This is a genomic window from Marinomonas communis (genome assembly GCF_004363305.1).
GTDB lineage: Bacteria > Pseudomonadota > Gammaproteobacteria > Pseudomonadales > Marinomonadaceae > Marinomonas > Marinomonas communis.
Window position 1 is genome coordinate 775364 of sequence record NZ_SNZA01000001.1, and the last position, 21665, is coordinate 797028.

24 protein-coding genes are annotated in these 21665 nt (G+C 45.1%); 9 read left to right on the plus strand and 15 right to left on the minus strand.

Annotation, left to right across the window (positions count from 1 at the left end; genetic code table 11):
- Nucleotides 1–7: 7 nt before the first annotated feature.
- From hisD to C8D85_RS03765, 9 genes are all read right to left on the minus strand, one after another.
- Nucleotides 8–1318, minus strand: coding sequence for a histidinol dehydrogenase (hisD, locus tag C8D85_RS03725; RefSeq protein ID WP_133560006.1), 1311 nt, complete (start codon nucleotides 1316–1318; stop codon nucleotides 8–10).
- A 6-nt stretch (nucleotides 1319–1324) separates the two neighbouring features.
- Nucleotides 1325–1963: an ATP phosphoribosyltransferase gene (hisG, locus tag C8D85_RS03730; protein ID WP_133560007.1), complete on the minus strand. Its 639-nt coding sequence runs from the start codon at nucleotides 1961–1963 to the stop codon at nucleotides 1325–1327.
- Between the two features lies 1 nt (nucleotide 1964).
- Nucleotides 1965–3227, minus strand: a complete 1263-nt coding sequence (gene murA / locus C8D85_RS03735) for a UDP-N-acetylglucosamine 1-carboxyvinyltransferase (RefSeq protein WP_133560008.1) — start codon at nucleotides 3225–3227, stop codon at nucleotides 1965–1967.
- An 18-nt stretch (nucleotides 3228–3245) separates the two neighbouring features.
- Nucleotides 3246–3482 carry a BolA family protein gene (locus C8D85_RS03740; protein WP_133560009.1) on the minus strand — a complete coding sequence of 79 codons (237 nt, stop codon included), beginning with the start codon at nucleotides 3480–3482 and terminating at the stop codon, nucleotides 3246–3248.
- Between the two features lie 110 nt (nucleotides 3483–3592).
- The gene (locus C8D85_RS03745) at nucleotides 3593–3865 is read right to left on the minus strand and encodes an STAS domain-containing protein (RefSeq protein ID WP_133560010.1); all 273 of its coding nucleotides are present in this window, start codon (nucleotides 3863–3865) and stop codon (nucleotides 3593–3595) included.
- 1 nt (nucleotide 3866) lies between these two features.
- On the minus strand, nucleotides 3867–4490 hold the full coding sequence (locus C8D85_RS03750; protein WP_133560011.1) for an MlaC/ttg2D family ABC transporter substrate-binding protein: 624 nt from the start codon (nucleotides 4488–4490) through the stop codon (nucleotides 3867–3869).
- Nucleotides 4490–4951 (minus strand): outer membrane lipid asymmetry maintenance protein MlaD, encoded by a 462-nt coding sequence (mlaD, locus tag C8D85_RS03755; RefSeq protein ID WP_133560012.1) that lies wholly within the window; start codon nucleotides 4949–4951, stop codon nucleotides 4490–4492. The genes C8D85_RS03750 and mlaD overlap by 1 nt, the downstream gene beginning before the upstream one ends.
- Before the next feature lie 2 nt (nucleotides 4952–4953).
- Entirely contained in the window at nucleotides 4954–5727 is a 774-nt protein-coding gene (mlaE, locus tag C8D85_RS03760) for a lipid asymmetry maintenance ABC transporter permease subunit MlaE (RefSeq protein WP_244936880.1), read from the minus strand.
- Nucleotides 5728–5732: 5 nt separating this feature from the next.
- A complete protein-coding gene (locus C8D85_RS03765; RefSeq protein ID WP_133560014.1) occupies nucleotides 5733–6527 on the minus strand; it encodes an ATP-binding cassette domain-containing protein in 795 nt (264 codons plus the stop codon).
- Between the two features lie 164 nt (nucleotides 6528–6691).
- Between C8D85_RS03765 and C8D85_RS03770 the strand changes: the two genes are divergently transcribed.
- The 9 genes from C8D85_RS03770 (at nucleotide 6692) to yjgA (ending at nucleotide 13666) form a co-directional block, all read left to right on the plus strand.
- A complete protein-coding gene (locus C8D85_RS03770; RefSeq protein WP_133560015.1) occupies nucleotides 6692–7648 on the plus strand; it encodes a calcium/sodium antiporter in 957 nt (318 codons plus the stop codon).
- Between the two features lie 6 nt (nucleotides 7649–7654).
- Nucleotides 7655–8233 (plus strand): LPS export ABC transporter periplasmic protein LptC, encoded by a 579-nt coding sequence (gene lptC / locus C8D85_RS03775; protein WP_133560016.1) that lies wholly within the window; start codon nucleotides 7655–7657, stop codon nucleotides 8231–8233.
- Nucleotides 8217–8732, plus strand: a complete 516-nt coding sequence (gene lptA, locus C8D85_RS03780) for a lipopolysaccharide transport periplasmic protein LptA (RefSeq protein ID WP_133560017.1) — start codon at nucleotides 8217–8219, stop codon at nucleotides 8730–8732. The genes lptC and lptA overlap by 17 nt, the downstream gene beginning before the upstream one ends.
- A 4-nt stretch (nucleotides 8733–8736) precedes the next feature.
- Complete coding sequence (gene lptB / locus C8D85_RS03785; RefSeq protein ID WP_133560018.1) at nucleotides 8737–9462, plus strand: LPS export ABC transporter ATP-binding protein; 726 nt, start codon at nucleotides 8737–8739, stop codon at nucleotides 9460–9462.
- A 77-nt stretch (nucleotides 9463–9539) separates the two neighbouring features.
- Nucleotides 9540–11024: an RNA polymerase factor sigma-54 gene (locus C8D85_RS03790; protein WP_133560019.1), complete on the plus strand. Its 1485-nt coding sequence runs from the start codon at nucleotides 9540–9542 to the stop codon at nucleotides 11022–11024.
- 12 nt (nucleotides 11025–11036) lie between these two features.
- Nucleotides 11037–11486, plus strand: a complete 450-nt coding sequence (locus C8D85_RS03795; RefSeq protein WP_133560020.1) for a PTS sugar transporter subunit IIA — start codon at nucleotides 11037–11039, stop codon at nucleotides 11484–11486.
- A 10-nt stretch (nucleotides 11487–11496) separates the two neighbouring features.
- Nucleotides 11497–11766: an HPr family phosphocarrier protein gene (locus C8D85_RS03800; protein WP_133560021.1), complete on the plus strand. Its 270-nt coding sequence runs from the start codon at nucleotides 11497–11499 to the stop codon at nucleotides 11764–11766.
- A gap of 4 nt (nucleotides 11767–11770) precedes the next feature.
- A complete protein-coding gene (mgtE, locus tag C8D85_RS03805; RefSeq protein ID WP_211342117.1) occupies nucleotides 11771–13123 on the plus strand; it encodes a magnesium transporter in 1353 nt (450 codons plus the stop codon).
- 12 nt (nucleotides 13124–13135) lie between these two features.
- On the plus strand, nucleotides 13136–13666 hold the full coding sequence (gene yjgA, locus C8D85_RS03810) for a ribosome biogenesis factor YjgA (RefSeq protein WP_133560023.1): 531 nt from the start codon (nucleotides 13136–13138) through the stop codon (nucleotides 13664–13666).
- A 9-nt stretch (nucleotides 13667–13675) separates the two neighbouring features.
- On the opposite strand, the gene C8D85_RS03815 is transcribed toward yjgA, so the two are convergent.
- From C8D85_RS03815 to mreC, 6 genes are read right to left on the minus strand one after another with little or no spacing between them, the layout of a single operon-like run.
- Complete coding sequence (locus C8D85_RS03815) at nucleotides 13676–14509, minus strand: carbon-nitrogen hydrolase family protein (RefSeq protein ID WP_133560024.1); 834 nt, start codon at nucleotides 14507–14509, stop codon at nucleotides 13676–13678.
- A gap of 7 nt (nucleotides 14510–14516) precedes the next feature.
- Nucleotides 14517–18341 carry a YhdP family phospholipid transporter gene (locus C8D85_RS03820; protein WP_133560025.1) on the minus strand — a complete coding sequence of 1275 codons (3825 nt, stop codon included), beginning with the start codon at nucleotides 18339–18341 and terminating at the stop codon, nucleotides 14517–14519.
- Between the two features lie 12 nt (nucleotides 18342–18353).
- On the minus strand, nucleotides 18354–19808 hold the full coding sequence (rng, locus tag C8D85_RS03825; protein ID WP_133560026.1) for a ribonuclease G: 1455 nt from the start codon (nucleotides 19806–19808) through the stop codon (nucleotides 18354–18356).
- Nucleotides 19801–20394: a Maf family protein gene (locus tag C8D85_RS03830; protein ID WP_211342118.1), complete on the minus strand. Its 594-nt coding sequence runs from the start codon at nucleotides 20392–20394 to the stop codon at nucleotides 19801–19803. Before C8D85_RS03830 ends, rng begins: the two co-directional genes overlap by 8 nt.
- 8 nt (nucleotides 20395–20402) lie before the next feature.
- Nucleotides 20403–20876, minus strand: a complete 474-nt coding sequence (gene mreD / locus C8D85_RS03835; protein ID WP_133560027.1) for a rod shape-determining protein MreD — start codon at nucleotides 20874–20876, stop codon at nucleotides 20403–20405.
- The gene (gene mreC / locus C8D85_RS03840; RefSeq protein ID WP_280524914.1) at nucleotides 20873–21661 is read right to left on the minus strand and encodes a rod shape-determining protein MreC; all 789 of its coding nucleotides are present in this window, start codon (nucleotides 21659–21661) and stop codon (nucleotides 20873–20875) included. Before mreC ends, mreD begins: the two co-directional genes overlap by 4 nt.
- Between the last annotated feature and the right edge of the window lie 4 nt (nucleotides 21662–21665).

Here is a 21665-nt window from a genome sequence, read left to right on the forward strand (position 1 = left end):
TATTCGCCTAGCCCTTATCAATCATTCGGAATTCAGCAGACACAGCGTGCGCTTCTAGTGATTCGCCACGAGCCAATGGTGAAGCGATTTTAGCAAGCTCGCTCGCTCCCTCATGAGAACAATAGATGATTGAGCTACGTTTCTGGAAGTCGTAAACCCCCAATGGCGAAGAGAAGCGAGCAGTACCAGATGTCGGCAATACGTGGTTTGGACCAGCACAGTAATCACCCAACGCTTCAGGCGTGTAACGCCCCATAAAAATCGCACCCGCGTGACGAATTTTACCAACCCACTCTTCTGGATTCTCAATTGAAAGCTCTAAGTGCTCAGCCGCCACAATATTGGCCACTTCAATTGCCTCTTCCATCGAGCCCACATGAATCAAAGCACCACGACCTTCAAGAGAGGTTTTAATAATCTCTTTGCGCGACATTTCTTCGATTTGACGCTCCATTGAAGCATGAACTTTCTCGATGAACTCAGCATCTGTACTAATCAGGATGGATTGAGCGTCTTCATCGTGCTCTGCTTGAGAGAACAAGTCCATCGCAATCCAATCAGGATTAGACTGACCGTCACTTACCACAAGAATCTCAGACGGACCTGCGATCATATCGATACCACAAGCACCGAAGACCATGCGCTTAGCCGTTGCAACGTAGATGTTACCAGGACCAACAATCTTATCGACTTTAGGCACTGTCTCTGTGCCGTAGGCCAAGGCAGCAACAGCTTGCGCACCACCTACGGTGATAACTCGGTCAACCCCAGCAACGTGAGCTGCCGCCAGAACGATATCATTCACAACATTATCAGGGGTTGGAACAACCATTACGATCTCAGCGACACCCGCAACCTTGGCAGGCATAACATTCATCAAAACAGAAGAAGGGTAAGCAGCCTTTCCGCCTGGCACATATACGCCGACGCGATCCAAAGGCGTAATCTGCTGACCAAGCACCGTGCCCGTAGATTCTTCATACTGCCAAGAAGGCTGGATCTGACGCTCATGGTATGATTTGACACGCTCAGCAGCTTTCTGAAGCGCCTCAACAATCGCTCCGTCAACACGGCTCGCCGCTTTCGCTAATTCATCTGCTTCAATAACCAATTCGGCCGCAGTTTGTACAGAACGGCGATCAAAGCGGTTCGTCAGCTCAACCAGTGCCGCATCACCCTCGGTACGAACACGATTTACAATTTCTTCAACACTTTTCTGAACACTTGCGTCAGACACGCTTTCCCATGAAAGCAGCTGATCGAGGTCCTTACGAAAGCCCTCATCTTTGGATGAAAACTGTCTAATATTCAATTTCATAAACGTCTAAGCCTCAGCTGAAACTGCACCATTCAACATATCTAAAATAGGCTGAATGTGCTCATACTTCGTTTTATAAGCTGCTTTATTTACTACTAATCGAGTACTGATATCTGCAATCAAATCACGAGCTTCAAGGCCATTAGCGCGTAGCGTATTACCTGTATCCACAATATCTACGATTAGATCAGCCAGCCCCATAATCGGTGCAAGCTCCATCGCCCCATAAAGCTTGATCACATCCGCTTGAATACCTTGCTCTGCAAAGTACGCTTTAGCCGTTTTAGTAAATTTCGAAGCGACTTTTAAACGGCGATTCGGTAGCTCTTGCCCCTGAACTCCAGCCGTCATTAAACGACACTTAGAGATTTTCAGATCAAGTAACTCATAAAGATTCTTCGTATTCGCCTCCATTAAGACATCTTTACCCGCAACACCGAAATCGGCTACGCCATGCTCAACATAAGTCGGCACATCGGTTGCGCGCAAAATCACCAGCTTAATGTTTTCGTGATTGGTATCAAAAATAAGCTTACGGCTTTTACTGATGTCTTCTAGCGGATAAATATTTGCTTTCTCAAGCAGAGGAAGCGTCTCTTTCAATATGCGCCCTTTGGATAACGCAATCGTTAAGGTTTCGCTCATGTTAATTCAGAACCCTTGAAATCTTTGCACCCAATGCACCAAGCTTTTCCTCAATGCACTCATAACCACGGTCAATGTGGTAAATTCGGTCAATCTTAGTGTCACCTTCTGCAACCAATGCAGAAAGAACTAACGAAGCAGACGCACGCAAGTCAGTCGCCATAACTGGCGCCCCTTTTAGCGCATCTTTGCCGCGTACAATCGCCGTATTACCGTTCACTTCAATGTCAGCACCCATGCGAACCATTTCGTTCACGTGCATAAAGCGGTTTTCGAAAATATTTTCGATAACACTACCAACACCCTCAGCAACAGCATTTAATGCCACAAACTGTGCCTGCATATCAGTAGGAAAAGCCGGGTATGGAGCAGTTGAGATATTTACAGCTTTAGGGCGACGGCCTTCCATATCAAGCTCAATCCAATCATCGCCACATGTTACCTTAGCACCCGCCTCTTCTAATTTAGACAGCACCGCTTCTAAACTGCTGACATCAGTATCAGTGACACGCACTTTGCCACCAGTAATCGCACCAGCAACCAAGAAGGTTCCTGTTTCAATACGATCAGGCATTACTGAATATGTTGTACCGCCTAAGCGCTCAACACCCTCAATAGTAATGGTGTCTGTGCCATGTCCTGTAATTTTTGCGCCCATCGCAATAAGGCATTCTGCCAAATCCACCACTTCGGGCTCACGTGCTGCGTTTTCTAGGATAGTAGTGCCCTCTGCCAACGCTGCAGCCATCAATAAGTTTTCTGTGCCCGTTACAGTTACTTTATCAAAGAAAATACGAGCACCTTTCAAACGACCATCTACGTTGGCAATAATGTTACCGTTATCGACAACAATATCTGCACCCATTGCTTCCAATCCACGTAGGTGGAGATCAACAGGTCGACTACCAATTGCGCAACCACCTGGCAGTGACACAACGGCACGACCAAAGTGTGCGACCAAAGGCCCCAAAACAAGAATGGAAGCACGCATTGTCTTCACAAGCTCATAAGGTGCCTCACAGTTATCTAGTGATGAGACATCTAACTCAACATTCATGCGCTCATCAACCACAACACCACACCCCATAGAACCGAGCAGTTCCAACATAGTGGTAATGTCATGTAAGTGAGGAAGATTTTTGATCGTGATAAGATCTTTAGTAAGCAGTGTCGCTGCAAGAATAGGCAAAGCAGCATTTTTTGCTCCTGACGCTCGTACCACACCATTCAGAGTGTTGCCGCCAGTAATTAGCAATTTATCCATTTATTTCTCTCTTAATTTTTAAAGACTTGCAAATTGAGCTGGCGTATACGTTTTCATCGTAATGGCATGGATGGCGCCAGAAGAGATTGCGTCTTGTAAATGAGAGTAAACAAGCTGCTGTCGTTTCACTGCGTTTAGACCTTCAAAGGCCTCAGCAACAATTGTGATTTGGAAGCTGCAGTCAGCACCATCAGTCGTTACCTGGCTGCCTTCAATTTTTGATTCTAATAAAGCTTTCACTTCGGAGGCGTTCACAAAAACTCCAATTTCTATTCAATGTTCTATAAAAACTATTGTACCCCAGCCAACTCAGAATTTGTCAGCTTTATAACGCAAAAACAGGAGTTTCCTCCTGTTTACGTTTTCTAGTCGAACTGAAATATCTTCTGCACACCATAGAGCTTAAACATTTCTTTAAACTCTGCTCGACAGCCCAATAAGGTCAGAGCCTTGCCAGAACGCCTTATTTCAATCAGCAAGGCAATAATTGGGGCATTCATTGACTCTAGTCCAGAAAGATCAAGGGATTGATCGCTTGAGCACTTCACCCCAACCAAACTTTTCTTAATCTTTAATAATTCAGTCGCATCATAGCGTCCCGCTAAACGCCAAACAGCATCCGCTGTCTGCAACTCCATTTTATTCCCCTCCAGACGCCAATGAAGACTGCCAAGCCGCAATAGCTCGATCAATATCATTACCATTCTGCTGCATCATCACCCCGAACTGTTTACGAAAGGTCAGACCGAAGTTGATGTTATTGATCACCACGTTACTTAACATCCATTGCTTAGCCGATTTAGGCTCCATGTAAAACGCAATATCAACAGGACTACCATCGCTGAGCTGAAATTTGGCATCTACCCGAACTTCGCGGCCTGGCTTTTGTCGTGCCAGCGGCAAAACCGTCAAGCGACTTGGGTCAAAGTCTATCACCGCAGCACTGTATGTTTTCAGCAACGTTCCCTCGGTGACAGAGACAAACTCACTAATCTGTTTTGGCGATGCTTGGCGATAGTACTTACCCATTACTTTTTTCGCTAGATCATCAAAATCCACAACCGGCGCTATGATTTCCCTCATAACCGATCTCAGCTTCTGCGGATCCCCCTCAAGGACGTCTCGCTGATCTACTATCTTGGTTTTGAAGTCATCAACAACTCGAAGCACCTCTTCTCGAGCACCCTCAGGGTTCACAGCAGCAAATGCTTGCGATACCCACAACAAAGACATCAAAAAAATACCAATAGCTTTAATACGCATTACTCATCTCCTCCTGCACTCATAAGGAATTGACCAATCAGATTTTCAAGAACCAGTGCAGATTGAGTATCGTAGATCTCATCTCCGTCTTTGAGCACATCCTCCTCAGCACCTATTGAAATTCCTAAATATTTCTCACCAATCAAACCACTCGTCAGAATTGCGATAGCACTGTCGGTAGGAATGTTATCTACTGTAGAATCAATACTCATCGTCACTTTGGCCATGTAGTATTGTTTGTCATACTCAATACTTTCTACTCGACCTACAGTCACCCCAGCAATAGTTACCTTGGCTCTATCCGTCAGACCACCGATATCATCAAAGTGTGCTTGTATCGTATAGCCGTTAGATTTCTCATTAAACGCTAATCCACTGACTTGCATTGCTAGATAAACAAAAGCAACCACACCAAATAGCATAAACAAGCCGACTAAAACGTTTGCTTTAGCATCCTTCATTATCAAAAATCTCCAAACATTGCTGCGGTTAGCAAAAAGTCTAACCCTAAAATAGCCAATGACCCCAACACCACAGTTCGGGTCGTCGCACGACCAATTCCTTCTGAGGTTGGCTGACAGACATAACCCTGGTACACAGCAATCCAAACGACCGCAATAGCAAATACCAAAGACTTAATCACACCATTCATAATATCGGTATCAAAGTATACTGACTGCTGCATGCTGCTCCAAAAAGAGCCTTCATCCACCCCAAGCCACTGTACTGATACCAACATCCCAGCCCAAATCCCCACAGCTGAAAATATTATCGCCAGAATAGGCATGCAAGTTACGCCTGCTAGTAACCTTGGCGCAATAACGCGTCGTAACGGATCTATCCCCATCATTTCATAACTGGATAACTGCTCAGTTGTTTTCATTAAACCAATCTCTGCAGTTAAGGCTGACCCTGCCCGCCCTGCAAACAGCAACCCTGTTACCACAGGCCCCAATTCACGCAGCAAGGTTAAAGCAAGCAACTGCCCCACCGCCGACTCAGAGCCATAACTGGTTAATATGGAATATCCCTGCAACGCAAGCACCATACCAATGAAGGCACCAGATACCATAATGATGATCAGCGACAGCACACCAACCGAATATATCTGCTTAAGGTAGAGCCTAATGGCCTCATCCCAGCGCACAGGCAATCGAAATAAGGACTGAAATAGAAAAACACCAGCCCGCCCCACCGACTCGATGTATTTGTGTATGGCAAGATATATTGTCTTCACTGACACTAAGCCTCTAACAGTTGTGCTTCATAATTGGGTGCAGGGTAATGAAAACCTACTGGACCATCCGCTTGCCCCTGCAAGAACTGAACAACCCTAGGGTCTGAAGACTGTCGAACCTCATCGGGCGTACCAGCTAAAATGACACGACCTGCCGATAACAAGCAAACATGATCGGCAATACTGAGCGACTCTTCAACATCATGCGACACCAAGACACTGGTTATGTTCGCAGCACGATTAAGACGCTTAATCAACTCGACTAACACACCTTTAGAAATAGGGTCTTGACCCGCAAAAGGCTCATCATACATAACTAGGTCGGGATCTAATGCGATCGCTCTTGCTAGCGCAGCTCTGCGCGCCATACCGCCAGACAACTCAGCTGGCATTAGATAAGCTGCACCACGCAAACCAACACTTTGCAATTTCATCAGCACAATATCGCGTATCATCGCCTCATCAAAATCGGTATGTTCCTGCAGTGGTAAAGCGACATTTTCGTAAACACTCATATCACTAAATAACGCACCACTTTGAAACAGCATGCCCATTTTTCTGCGCGCTTCAAACAGCTCTTTCCTAGAGGCCTGCGCCACATCTAGACCAGCCACTGTAATAGAGCCCGAACTGGCTTCAACTTGACCACCAATCAAGCGTAAAAGCGTTGTTTTCCCTACACCACTTGGCCCCATAACTGCGGTAATTTTGCCCTTTGGTATTTGCAAGGTAATATCTTCGTAAATAGCACGATCACCTCGATGGAAGGACAAATTCTTGACGTCAACATAGACTTCCACTGATGACTCCTTGAATTAAAATCGAACGGATACTAGCACCGTAAAAATGTAAAAGATACGCCATCAAAACCAGCTTGTAATGCTAGCCTCTTGAAATCCTTCAATAAACCACATTAAATGATGCGTTTTACGAATCTCTCTCACAGTCTTTAGGTATTTTGCGAATGCTCATGTTTTCCGCCGCACTGGTTGCAGGCTTGATTTTATTGGTACTCAGCTCTGACAAATTCATTGAACACGCTGCTCTGGTCGCTGAAAAGCTCAACGTCAGCCCAATCGTAATTGGTATTACATTGGTAGCGTTAGGTACCTCAGCACCTGAAATGGTGGTCTCAGCCATCGCAGCATTAGATAATGCACCAGGCATTGCGGTAGGAAATGTCATTGGTTCAAACATTGCCAATATCGGCTTGGTTTTTGGCGCGACACTTGTATTAGCAGCTGTGCCGATCAACGGTAGCCTAGTAAAGAAAGAAATCCCCCTAGTTGTTGGCGTTACTCTGCTCGCAGGCTTCCTAATGATTGATCAACACCTATCTATTATTGATGGTGTAGTGTTGATTGTTGCCTTTGTTGTCGTACTCTTTCTGTTGCTAAGAAATTCGAAAAACTTAGAGGAAGAGCTAACCGGTGATTTACCCGAAGACGACGGTAGTAGTGTGGCACGCTCTTTGTTAATTGCCGCCATCGGCTTAGCCGTTCTAATTGGCAGCTCTAAGTTACTAGTATGGGGAGCCATCGGCATTGCCTCAGCATTAGGTGTGTCCGATTTAGTCATCGGCCTTACCATTGTTGCAATTGGCACTAGTCTACCTGAATTAGCTGCTTCGATTACCAGCGTGCGCAAAGGTCACCACGACATAGCAATCGGCAACGTTTTAGGTTCCAACATATTCAATTTAGCAACAGTGCTTCCTCTGCCAGCATTGATTGCACCAGGCATCATTGAAAATACGGTAATTGAGCGAGATTTCTGGTGGATGCTTGGTTTTACCCTTTTGTTTGCATTTGCTGTTATCATCTACTCAAAGCATCGCACAGCAAGCATCCCTCGATGGTTAGCATTGCCACTTCTAGGCGGATACGGTGCTTACATGTACCTGTTAGCGATTTCTGGCTAGACCATCATGCAAACATCAATTAAAAACATTATTCAACACAAGGGCTTTGCGGGTTTTCTAGCCATCGCCCTTGTTTCAATAGCGGTTTTCTTTATCGGAAACCGTCCAACACTCTACATATTGGACGAACAAAAATTATCTGACGCACCCGATTTCTTCCTAGAGGATGTAACAGCTCGCTCTTACAGCCCAGATGGTAAGTTACAAGAAGTGCTGCAAGCACAAGCGGCTAACCACTACTTAAAAAAGCAAACTACACTAGAGCTTCCGGTTGTGACCCGCTATACAGAAAACTTAAAATCTATTTCCTCTGCAGAAAGCGGCCTATTAAATGATCGTGACAATACAGTCACATTTAACGATAACGCCAAAGTAATTCGTTATGCAGAAAATGTAGAAACCGGCCGCATTCAAGCGGATACACTACTTTTCAACAATGACAATCAAACCATTATCAGTCATGGAAATAGCGAACTCATCACGCCTCAAGGCACTACTAAGTCTGCTAGTATATTTTTCGATCTTACTGACAACACCGCAACCTTAAATGGAGGCGTTTCTGGACATTATGAAGTTTCAAAGTAACAAACATTTTATAGCTTGGGGCTTACTCAGTCTCACAAGCAGCGCCGCCTACAGTTTGCCAACCGATCTTTCACAGCCAATCAATATTGAGGCTGATAAAGCTGCATTCGACCAAAAGGAAGGCACGGCCAATTACAGTGGCAATGTTGTCGTCATTCAGGGCAGCATTCGAATAGAAGCACAATCTCTCACTATCAACACAAACCCCGAAACCGGTGAGTTTGAGTCATTAGCCGCTAAAGGAACACCCTCACTATTTACCCAACAGCTAAATGAAGCTGGCGATCAAATGAAAGCAACTGGAAACACATTGAATTACAACGTTGCAAATGGACAGCTTGAAATCCATAAAAATGGTTATCTTCAGCGCGGCGAAGACGAAATTTCAGCAGACTTTATTCACTATCTATTGAATAACGGCACTTTTAATGCTGAAAACCGTGGTAGTGGTCGCGTCAACATGACCCTGCAACCCGTCCAAAGCGAACAGGCAAACTAGACACATGGCGATTCTTGAAGCAAAACACTTAGCCAAAAGCTATAAAAAACGCCAAGTAGTGAAAGATGTTTCACTAGAAGTTCGTTCCGGCGAAGCTGTCGGCTTGTTAGGACCTAACGGTGCAGGTAAAACAACTTGTTTTTATATGATCGTTGGTATGGTTTCAAATGACCTTGGCGGCATTTTCATTGATGGCGAAGATGTCACCAAAGATGCCATGCACAGTCGTGCTCAAAAAGGCATCGGCTATCTACCACAAGAAGCCTCTATCTTCCGTAAAATGACAGTAGAAGATAACCTTCTCGCGATACTTGAGACGCGAAAAGATCTTACTAAGGCAGAACGTATCGCTAAAATGGAAAGCCTACTTGAGGAGTTCCACGTCACCCATATTCGCAAAAACCTTGGCATGGCCTTATCGGGCGGCGAACGACGCCGTGTTGAAATTGCACGCGCCCTGGCAATGAACCCTAAATTTGTCCTATTAGATGAACCTTTTGCAGGTGTCGACCCAATATCGGTTGGCGATATAAAAGGCATCATTAAACACTTACAAGAAAGTGGCATCGGTGTTTTAATCACTGATCATAACGTTCGAGAAACGTTAGACATTTGTGATAAAGCCTATATTGTTGGTAACGGGCATATCATTGCATCTGGAGATGCTGATGCCGTCATCAATAACGAGCAAGTCAAAAAAATATACCTTGGCGACAATTTCAGACTCTAGGCCCCCTTATTTTTCGGCTGAAAAGGGAGTACTATGCATAAGTCATTCCAAATACTTAAATATAAAAGAGTTGCGCTATGAAGCAGTCCCTGCAACTTAAAATCGGACAACAGTTAACCATGACGCCACAATTGCAGCAGGCGATTAAATTGCTGCAGTTGTCTACTCTTGACTTGCAACAGGAAATCCATGAATTTCTTGAATCCAACCCTCTACTGGAGCTGGACGAAGAAGAAGGTTTCCAAACCGAGAGTGATTCTCGACAAACAGAGATCAATGCGTCAGGTGAACCCAATAACGAAAGCTCCGAAAGCAGCTCCGAAACACCTCAGCTCGAGTCTGAATGGACGGAAAGCATCCCTAACGAACTGTCTATAGACAGTAATTGGGATGACACATACCAGAATTCTGCAGCTGCAGCTGATACCCCAGCTTTTGAGGGCGAGCAAGATCTCGACGGCAGAAATGCGCTTTCCGAAGACATGCAAGACCACTTAATCTGGCAGCTTAATCTGACTCATATGTCAGACCGTGACATTGAAATTGCCTATGCAATTATTGATAGCGTGCAAACAGATGGCTATCTTTCAATGAGCTTAGAAGAGATTTTTCAGGCTTTGACCACGGAACTTGAAGACCTAGAGCTTGATGAAGTCGCAGCCGTACAGCACCGCTTACAGCGCTTCGACCCTGTTGGTGTTTGTTCACAAGATTTACGTGAGTGCCTGCTTGTACAACTGGAAGCCTACCAAAAACACCCTCTTTATCGAGCTACTTTTAACGTAGTCGATCAATACCTTGCCCTTCTTGGCAATAGAGACTATGCGCAACTTAGCCGTAAGACAAAGCTTAAAGAAGAAGCGCTAAAAGAAGTCATTACCCTGATTCAGCAACTTAACCCAAGACCTGGATCGTTAATTGATACCAGTGAAACAGACTATGTTATCCCTGATGTTACCGTGAAGAAGAACAATGGCGTTTGGCAAGTGGAGCTAAACAACGACGCCCTGCCACCGGTTAAGATTAACGAAACATACTCAGCTATGGTGAACTCTAAAGCATCAAGTGATGATATCTCCTACATAAAGAATTCTTTACAAGAAGCTAAATGGTTCATGAAAAGCCTTCAGAGCCGTAATGAGACTTTACTAAAAGTTGCTAGCTGTATTGTATCAAAACAAGTTGAGTTCTTTGAAATTGGCGAAGAAGCCATGAAACCCATGGTATTGCACGACGTTGCCGAAGAAGTGGGAATGCATGAGTCTACTATTTCCCGTGTTACAACTCAGAAATACATGCATACTCCCCGAGGCATTTTCGAACTAAAATACTTCTTCTCTAGTCATGTAAACACTTCATCTGGTGGCGAGTGCTCGTCCACAGCTATTCGTGCCATGATTAAGAAATTGGTAGCAGACGAGCCACCTAAAAAGCCATTAAGTGACAATAAACTAGCAACCATTTTAGCCGACCAAGGCATTCAAGTTGCTCGACGCACTGTTGCAAAGTACCGTGAAGCGATGAACATTCCGCCATCAAACGAGCGGAAGCGACTGATTTAAAGGCCAGCAAATATGTCAGTTAAAAATTTAGTAAAAACAGATCTAGTGTTTGCGAAACAACAGATCTCTAGTAAAAAACGATTGTTAGAACAGTTAGCCGAATCAGTTAGCGATCGACTACACTGTAACGCAGATGAAGTTTATGATGCCCTGCTCGGACGCGAAAAGCTGGGTAGCACAGGCATTGGCAATGGCATTGCGATACCGCACTGTCGTCTTGAGCAAGTTAACCGCGCTACACTGGTATTAATGTCACTAGAAGAGCCAATTGATTTTGACGCAATTGATCGACGTCCCGTCGACCTAATATTTGCCTTGCTAGTACCACCACATCAATGTGATGAGCACTTAGCAACACTCGCGCAGATCGCAGAGCTTGCACAAGCAGAAGAGAAGCTAAATCAATTGAGAGAAAAACAAAACAACGAAGACTTGTTTGAAGCGTTTAACGCTTTGCTGTAAGGATACCCTCATGCTGGAACAATCAGTCGAAATTATTAATAAGCTAGGGCTTCATGCTCGCGCTGCCGGCAAGCTAGTAGAAACAACAAGCCGATTTACATCTGACATCACTATCGAGAAAGAAGGTCGAAACGTTGATGGAAAGAGTATTATGGCCATGATGATGCTTGCCGCTGCGAAAGGCACGACCATCAACGTGAAAGTAAATGGTGAAGATGAGGCTGCAGCAATGGAAGCCATCATCGAACTTATCAATGATCGATTTGGAGAAGGCGAATAGCCGAATGAGCGATCAGTCCACTTTAGAACACTTACAAACGGTTGCCGAATCTCTTGAATCCGGCGCCACCATGCAAATTCGTTATTTGCTCAATGGTGCTCTACCCGCACAGGACGTCGCTCGCCTCCTAGAGTCCTCTCCTCCTAAAGAACGTAAACTCCTTTGGGAACTGATTGATCACGATAATCAAGGGGATGTCTTACAATACGTCTCCGAAGAGATCAGTGTTCAATTCATGAAGGACATGGATACCGAGCGTTTATTAGCGGTATCTGAACACTTTGATAATGATGACTTAGCAGACATCCTGCAACAGCTTCCTGAAACCTTGGTTAAGGAAGTGCTGGCCTCCATGACCGCACAGAATCGTGCGCGCATGGAATCCTTAATGAGTTACTCTGAGGATTCGGCCGGTGGTTTGATGAACACCGATACGATAACGATTCGCCCGAACATAACTATCGATATCGTATTCCGTTTTCTGCGACGACACTCTGAGCTTCCAGAGATGACTGATAACCTATTGGTTGTAAGTAGATCGGATCGCTTTCTGGGCATCCTCCCACTTCGTAAACTACTAGTAGCTGACACGGACACCATTGTCCGTGACATCATGGAAACGGACTGTGATGTCATTTATGCTCATCAAAGCGCCGCCGAAGTAGCGCAGCTTTTTGAAAAGATGGACTTGGTCTCTGCCCCTGTCATTGATCCGGAAACAAAGAAGCTACTTGGTCGTATCACCATCGATGACGTCGTAGACGTTATCCGTGACGAAGCAGAACACTCGATGCTACAAATGGCCGGTTTAGATGATGACGAAGACACCTTTGCTCCCATCATGCAAACCACCCGACGCAGGGCAGTCTGGCTTGGCATCAACTTAATCACCGCATTTATCGCATCTTACGTTATCGGTCTTTTCCAAGACACATTAGATAAGGTCGTTGCACTAGCGATATTAATGCCGATTGTTGCAAGCATGGGAGGCATTGCAGGCTCACAAGTCCTAACTCTTGTGATACGTGGCATCGCCTTAAACCAAATTGGCTCATCGAATGCTAGATGGCTCTTGAACAGAGAGGTCGTCGTTGGCTTGATAAATGGTGTATTATGGGCCTCCGTAATCGCTTTGCTCACAACCGTATGGTTTGGAGACATTAAAATTGCTTACGTCATAGCTGGCGCGATTGTTATCAACCTTTTGTTTGCAGCATTGACAGGTACATTGTTACCCATTGCATTGAAAAAGCTTGGCATTGACCCAGCTTTAGCGGGAAGTGTTATTTTGACCACCGTGACCGATGTGATTGGCTTTTTGTCTTTCTTGGGCTTAGCCACACTCTTTTTACTATAGAACGATTTTACCATGACAGATTTTGAACATTACGACGACAACGAAGAAGAATACAAGAGCAAAACTCAAGTAAAAAGAGAAATGGAAGCTCTGCAAGACTTAGGTGAAAAACTAACCAACCTAAGTGCTGGCCAACGTAAAAAAGTACCTATGTCAGACACCCTACGCGCTGCACTTGAAGAAGCTGACCGTATTAAGCAATGGGGCGCAAAACGCCGTCACTTACAATACATCGGCAAGGTAATGCGTACGGAAGATGCAGATGCTATCGCAGCACGTCTGGAATTATTTGATAGTACATCAGCTGCAAACAATAAGCGCTTTCATCAACTAGAAGCAACACGTGACGCACTGATTGGCGAGAACGGTAAAAGCATCCTCGACCAGTACATCCAAGCAAATCCAAGCGTAGATATTCAACAATTACGCTCACTAGTAAGAATGGCTGCAAAAGAAGCAGAACAAGGTAAAGCGACCACTCAACGCAAGAAGCTTTTTAAGCTCTTACGTGAAGTGCAAGACGCGCAGCTAGGTCTACTTTAAGCAGCCCTATCACAAACGGCGATGCTTTAAACAAGGCATCGCTGCCCTTACTTCTCTTAGATATTCCGTATCTACTTTGAAGTAAATACTACCCTGATCACTTTCATCCATGCTATCCAGCAGCTCTCCCCATGGCGAGTATGCGACGGTATGACCATAGGTTTGACGTGTTTCATTGTGCCAACCCACTTGGTCAACACCAGCAATATAAAACTGATTCTCTATGGCCCTAGCTTGCAGCAACGTATGCCAATGAGCTTCGCCAGTTTTAAATGTAAATGCAGACGGCACTACAACCACTTCTGCCCCCAGCTCAGCAAGACATCGGTACAACTCAGGAAACCGTAAGTCATAACACACAGTCAAACCCAAGCTCACACCATCAATCTGTACAACGACAGGATTCACTTCACCAGGCTCGATGAAGCGTGATTCTCGATAAGATGAGGCTTTATCCGCAACATCTACATCAAACAGGTGAACCTTATCGTAACGGGCAACCTGCTTACCATCCGGACCAACGAGTATGGAGGCCTGCCTAACACGCTCATCTGAAACCAGGTTACCAAACTGATCATGGGCCATTGGATGCGAGCCTATCAGCACAAAAACATTGTTCTCGATAGCAAATCGCCCGACAGCCGCAAGAATCTTAGCGGTCGCATCTGACAACGCCACTTCTCGCATTTGCTTAGCATCAAACAAGAAAACGTTCTCGGGCAGCACTATAAGCCTAGGCTGATTCACCATAGCTCGCTCCATCAACAACAAAGCTTGACTAAGATTTGTCATCCAATCCTTCGTACTGGTTAACTGAACGCAAGCAACACCTAGATTAGCCATATTATTGTCACCTTATGGGAGAGTATTTTACTGGAGTAACCTTAGGATCACTAAAAGGACCTTCAATCTGATATTGAATACTCGTTACTTTCGAAAGCTGATCACCAATTAACTTGTCCGTTATATATAAAAGACCCGCAATCTGAGGTGTAGCCAACAGCAAACCCGCAACAGGCAGCGTACTGCTGATCGGAAGCGTGGCTGTCAGGCGCTCATTTAAAGTTTCATCAACAAGGTTAGCCGTTCCTTGTAAAGAAATTTCTGCCGTAGGGGAAACAACCCGAACCGGCTCTACCGTATTTAACTGGCCTTTAGCGATAGCCAGATTTCCACTAAAGCGGTCGAATGGCATACCTGGCTCATATAAATCGGAGAAATCAAACGTCAGTCGCTTGGCAAGCGCATCAACGTTAAAGATACCTAATAACCGTAAAAAAGGCGGCAACTGGTCGACCTGATTGAAATTTCCTTTTTGGACATTGAAGTTGATCTTGCCCGATAACGTAGGACGATCAAAAGACAGCAGTGAATCTTCCCAACTTAGCAGTACGGCCGTTTGGTAACGATTCGAGCTTAAAAATGGGGTTGGCGAGAATTTTTTAGTTAACTCTCTTGCATTTTCGCCTTCTGCTTTAATGGTTAACTCAACATTTTGTTTCGTACCACCTTGCCAAAATATTTGCCCGACAAACTGCCCCTTAGGTAATTGAGTAGTAATGTCTTTAATTCGAAGACTATTACCAAGATTTTCCACTTTGGCAGACCAATCACCATAAGGGCGGTTATCGATATAAAGCTGATCCACTTTTAAAGAAATTGAGGGAAAAATGTTAGGCTGTAGACTCGACTCTTTATCTGCCTCTTTATTTTCTTTGTCTGCCGTCAGCCAATTTAGGTAATGAACATGGAGCTCAGGACCGGCTTCAGTTTGATTTAGCACAGCATTGAACTCATCTGACGCAACTGAGAATGGGTGACCATCTTTTGCTCGGGTATAGGAAAGCTTCACATTATTAAGCTGATTCTTCTCATTAATTGGAAGCACATCAACCAACAATTCAGCTGAGCGTAACCATTCCGGAAGATTAGTTGGCACTTGAGATGCCTGATGATCATTGGAGCTAGATTCAGCTAAGTTTGACTTAAAATCCTCAATAATAGGTTGCCAAGTGAGCCAATCAAACTCATCAAACTGACCATAAACAGACAGCCCTTTTTCTATCTTTTGGTCTTTAGGTAGCGGCTTTGCAAGGGAAACATGCCCCCCCTGAAGCCCATTAGAATTTGCCAGAATTGCACCATACAACCAATCTTGAGAGGACACATCAACCAACACCTCATCATTCAAAGCAGTAATGTGAACATCTGTTGGCACTGAACGGCTAGATGCTTTTGCAGCTGGAGCAGGCAACGCCAACTTTACACCGCTTAAATCGGTTTTAAGATAAATATCTACTTGACTAGGCTTACTACGCCCAATTTCAAGCTCACCCGAGTAATTGGTTTTACCCTCTAGTCGTGATAGAAAAGGCTTAGGAGCATTTCGCCACAAGGCTACCTCATGAGCATCTATGTCACCTGAAAGCGCCCCACTCACGATGAGGGAGCCATCTTCTGCAAACTGCGACGCAAGCATCAAGTGACTTTTCCCACCTAAGGTTTCTACATCAAACTCTGTATCATATAGACCTTTGCTGGATTGATAGTGCAACCTACCAGACTCAACATCCAAAGGTAAATCCGCTTGGGCAAGCATGACGTTGTTTTGCTGAAATTTTAAGTTCAGATCGACGAAGGGATTCAACTCTTTGCTTAACGGAACTTTCAAATCAAAGGATCCCACAACATCACCCGTTACACGCCATCCTTCAAACGGAGTTAACACACTACTCTTCAATGGCGTTTTCTCTAATGCCTGCAGAATCTTTGACGCATTATCTTGTATCTGACCGCGCACCATCACTTGGTTCGCATCATCACCACTAAAAGGCACATTAACTTGCAGGTTAGTTACCGGCAAGCCTGCAAAGTTCGCTTGATTTACAAGCACATTGACGTCATTTTCCGTCACCAAGACATTACCAACGACGGAATTCGCTGATGGCCAATTTGGGTCAAATGTTAATTTTTCTAGCACAGTGTCAATAGAGAGGCGCAAGTGAGGGGCACCTTGCCCTGCGACAAGCCCCGTTCGAAGCAACAAATCAACATTGCTTGCCTCACCCTGCCCCAATGCTTGTTCAAGCCAATTGTCTAATTCATTCGACAGAACCTTAGGAGGGACAAACAAAAGGCCATTGCTCTTAGAAATATGCTGAGCATTTATATCCAGCATCAACTCATCATCACCTACCCCACCTTCCAGTGGCTGCTCTAATCTAAAACGCCCTTGAACTGTAGCTCCTTGATAAGAGAGTTTTAGATTATCGCCCGTGACGACAAATGAATGATCTAATCTTTGCCAAGCCACTTCACCACTTGAGTGCTGAACCTGCCAAGCAGAATCGTATACTGTCGGAAAAGCGAGAGAGTGATTTCGTCCTTTAAATTCAATGCTACCTTGAGTGTCCGTTAACGAGAAAACTCCGTAAATATGATCCGCCGCCGGAATGCCATTATGACCGTTCACTTGAGCATCTACTAAATTACTTAGGTATTGAAAACGCACACCTTCAGAGCCTTGCCAAATCCTTAAAGAAGCATTCTTCGCCTCCCCTCTAGGCTCAAGGCCTGAGAGAATACTATGTAGGCGCCACTCACTCGGGACAAACCTCAATGCAGCTTTACTGGCTATTTCAGCATCCATTTTATTGAACACTACAAAGGTACGATTTCCATCTGACTCCCATTCCGCTTTAATGTCTATCCCTTCGTACAAACGCCCAGAGTCGTTCAGAGCAAGATCCGCAACAGTGATGGCAACAGCTTCATCATTGTATTTCAGACGCCAATCTGCCTTGAGAAATACAGATTCATTATTTTGAAAAGCTAGCTTTGCCCTACTATCTTTCGCCTGAACTGTTACCCCCTTGTTTGGCTGATACATTAACCAATATTCACCCGCCATTGACACAGATTGCAGCGGCTCAAGTGCCTCCACGGCAAGCCAATTCGTTGGTAGAGTAATATCCGGAACGGAAATATAACCTTGGACTTGCTGCTCAAGGAAATTGGTCAAGTCCCGACTCATCTGCGCCCGTACCTGAATAGGCTGCTCGATATCATTAATAAATACGTCGGTTCTAAGAAGGGTCTTTGCAAAGCGCTTGCGCAACATGGTAGCTGGCATTACGACACTTAGCTCATCGAATCTAGGGCTGTTAAGCGTGAGAGACACATCCAACAAGCTGACTTGCTGCTGCTCTGCCGCATAGTTAAGCACACGAGAGACAGCAGTATCAGCACTAGAACTGGCCGAAGGGGAGGCCTCTTGTCCTTTCAAGGTAATATTGCCTAGCTCATCTTCCTGCAGAAGCACATCCACGCCAGACAAGACTACATTTTGAAACTGTGGAGAGAGCGTAAAAAGCGTTTTGGGGATATCAAGCTCTAAAGACAAGTACTCTAATTTAATCGCTTCAAGCTGCTTGGGTGTATCAAGGGAAAGATCGGTCGCCCTAAACTCTACATTAACACCTTTTAGCTCGCCAATTAGATCGCCAACATGGACATCCATGCCAGTAAGTTGAGTAAGATTTCGTTCAATTTGAGGTTGATAGACATTGATCAGTGGTAACGCCAGCTTTGCGAGCAAGACCGTACTTGCCAGCAGCACGCTGGCAATGACTACAGCCCAAAACAAGAAGCGTGTCGCGGCTCTCATTGCTCGCATGCATTCACCTCGTTAACGCAGCACTACATCGTACTGATCTTGGGTATAAACTGGATCGATCTGGAAACGAATGGTCTTACCGATAAACGCCTCAAGTTCAGCAACGGCCGCACTCTCCTCATCGAGAAAGCGCTCCACCACTGGACTGCTAGCCAACACGGTATAGGTCTGTGAGTTGTATGCTCGGTCCGCACGCATGATTTCACGCAGCACCTCGTAGCAAACCGTTTCCGGCGTTTTTACCACTCCACTTCCTCGGCAAGAGCGACACGGCTCGCATAACACCTGCCCTAAACTCTCTCGTGTTCGCTTACGAGTCATCTCCACTAAGCCCAACTCAGATACACCCGTAATCTTAGTCTTAGCATGATCCGACTCCAGCACCTTCTCAAGCATTCTCAGTACTTGTCGCTTATGCTCTTCATCTTCCATGTCGATAAAGTCGATGATAATAATACCACCAAGATTACGAAGCCTTAGCTGTCGACCAATAGCTGTCGCGGCCTCTAAGTTCGTCTTATAAATGGTTTCTTCTAAATTACGACTACCAACAAAGGCACCAGTGTTCACATCTATTGTAGTCATGGACTCTGTTTGCTCAATCAACAGATAACCACCAGACTTTAACTGCACCTTACGATCAAGCGCACGCTGAATTTCATCCTCGACACTGTACAAGTCAAAAATAGGACGTTCGCCAGGGTAGTACTCAATACGATTCATTAAATCCGGAATAAAATCTTCAGCAAAACCACGAAGCTTGGCAAAGTTTTCTTTTGAGTCAATGCGAATCTTTTCCGTCGTCAAGCTGACTAAGTCACGCATTGTTCGAAGATGAAGCGGTAGGTCTTCATAGATGATGGCAGGTGCTTTAGTGGCATGAATACGCTTTTTAACCGACTGCCAGAGTCGAGTTAAGAAGTTGATATCAGCTAAGATTTCTTCTTCACCAGCACGTTCGGCAGCGGTTCGTAGTATATAGCCACTGGTTTCGTCACGATCCTCTAAGGCCTTAGAGACTAACTGCTTTAAACGCTCTCGCTCTTCTTCATTTTCAATGCGCTGACTCACTCCAACATGTGCTTGATCGGGCATGTAAACTAAATAACGAGAAGGGATAGAGAGATGGGTAGTCAGTCGAGCACCTTTGGTGCTAATTGGGTCTTTGGTCACTTGTACGACCAATGATTGACCTTCTCGAAGGTAGTCCCCGATTTGATCACTTGCGTTTACCGAATCACGATCAGCAACCTCAGAAACATGAATAAAGGCAGCTCTTTCTAAACCGATATCCACAAAAGCGGCCTGCATACCAGGCAACACCCTTACGACTTTACCTTGATAAATGTTACCAACAATTCCTTTGCGGCTAGATCGCTCGATATACACTTCCTGTAGCACACCATTTTCAACCAGCGCTACACGTATTTCCATCGGGGTGACGTTAATTAAGACATCTTCACTCACGAATATTCTCCTTTAGAGGACTCACTCCGAACTCACTAAGAAACTGACTTACTTCATAAATTGGCAAGCCCACTACCGCCGAAAAAGAGCCCGTCATATGCTTCACGAACATACCACCAACACCTTGAATGGCATATGATCCCGCCTTATCACAAGGTTCACCCGTGCGCCAGTAATGCTCGATTTCTAGGTCTGATATCTCTCGAAATGACACATCCGACACCACATTACAGGTGGCCACTCGGTTTAAGCCTCCATTACAAACACAAAGTGATGTCATAACTTGGTGTGTTTTACCTGACAGCGAACGCAACATTGTCTTTGCGTGAGCAAAGCTTTCTGGTTTCCCCAAAATCTGCCCATCAATCACAACACTGGTATCCGATGCAATAATCACATCACGGTGATCAACGCCTTGGCCTGCAATAGCTTCCGCTTTTTCACGGGCCATCCGGATAACGTATTCCTCGGGTGACTCCATAGGAAAAGGCGTTTCATCAATATCAGCTGGCCTAACTTCAAACGAGCTAACCAGGTTTGCTAACAATTCTCTGCGTCTTGGTGATGCGGAAGCGAGAATAATCATGAAGATCCTTATTGAATTAAGTAAAGCCTGCGAATACCCCTTAACAATACAAACACCCAAGGCCAAAGAATCGCTGACACCACTGCAGGCATGAAAATCATCAGGGTCGGCTCAGCATCGCCGGTATAATGGTCAATCCAGAACCCAACTAACTGGTTAATAGAAATAAGCAGAAAGATAAAAATACTCTGTTGCCAACGACGATACATTCTCAGTCGTTTATAAAGTGTGGCACAAGCAGCGGTAATGACAACATACGTCAAAGAATGCTGACCAATCACACCACCTTGCAGCAGATCAACCAACAACCCTAGGAACCACGCAATCCCGACACCGACTTTAAATGGCAAGGCAATTACCCAATAGAGAATTACCAGTAGTGTCCACTCAGGCTTAAACCACACTAGGTGGGTCGGAAAGACCAACCCCTCTAGCATCAAAGCCACAACAAAAGTTAGAACAAAAGCTAAAGAAGATTTCATGGCTGAGCCTCATCACTTCGCTCGATGAGCATCACATGGCGACTTCGCCCCAATTGCGCTAGCGGCACAACATCAACGTCAGCGTATGGTTTACCAGAGACATGTCGTACGGCTCGTACAACACCAACAGGGTAGCCAATCGGAAAACGATTTGCTAAACCACTGGTTGTAAGAATGTCACCTTTCTTAATATCGGCAGTATGAGGAACGCTCATCAACTCCATTCGTTTCATGTCACCGGTGCCACGCAACACACTACGAAAACCGGTTCGAGCAAGCTGAACTGGGACAAAATGACTTGCATCGGCGATCAGAAGTACACGACTGGTGTAAGCAGACGTTTCCACCACTTGTCCCAGAACACCTGTGGCATCAAGTACTGGCTGACCAACGTATGCGCCATTAGAGAACCCTTTATCGATCAGTATCTTATGACTGTAAGCGTTCTGATCAAAGCCAATAACTTCACCCATAACCACTTTTTCATCAACTCGTTGCGAAGCGTCTAGCAGCTCACGCAAGCGCACGTTTTCAGCTTTCAAAGCCTCAAAACGCTGCAGCTGACCTCTCAACAAAAGCAGTTCTTGATTCAGTGATTGATTTTGCGCCACCAAGTCTTCACGACTGTCTAAATGCATTTCAGCCCAGCTGATCATCTTTTGAGGTGCGCTCACAACCACTTGGATAGGTGTAACTAACCAAGTTAAGTAAGGCCGGATAGGACTAAAAACTTTGTAATGCAAGTCTCCAACAATCATCGCCAGCGACACCATAACTAGTATCACAAAA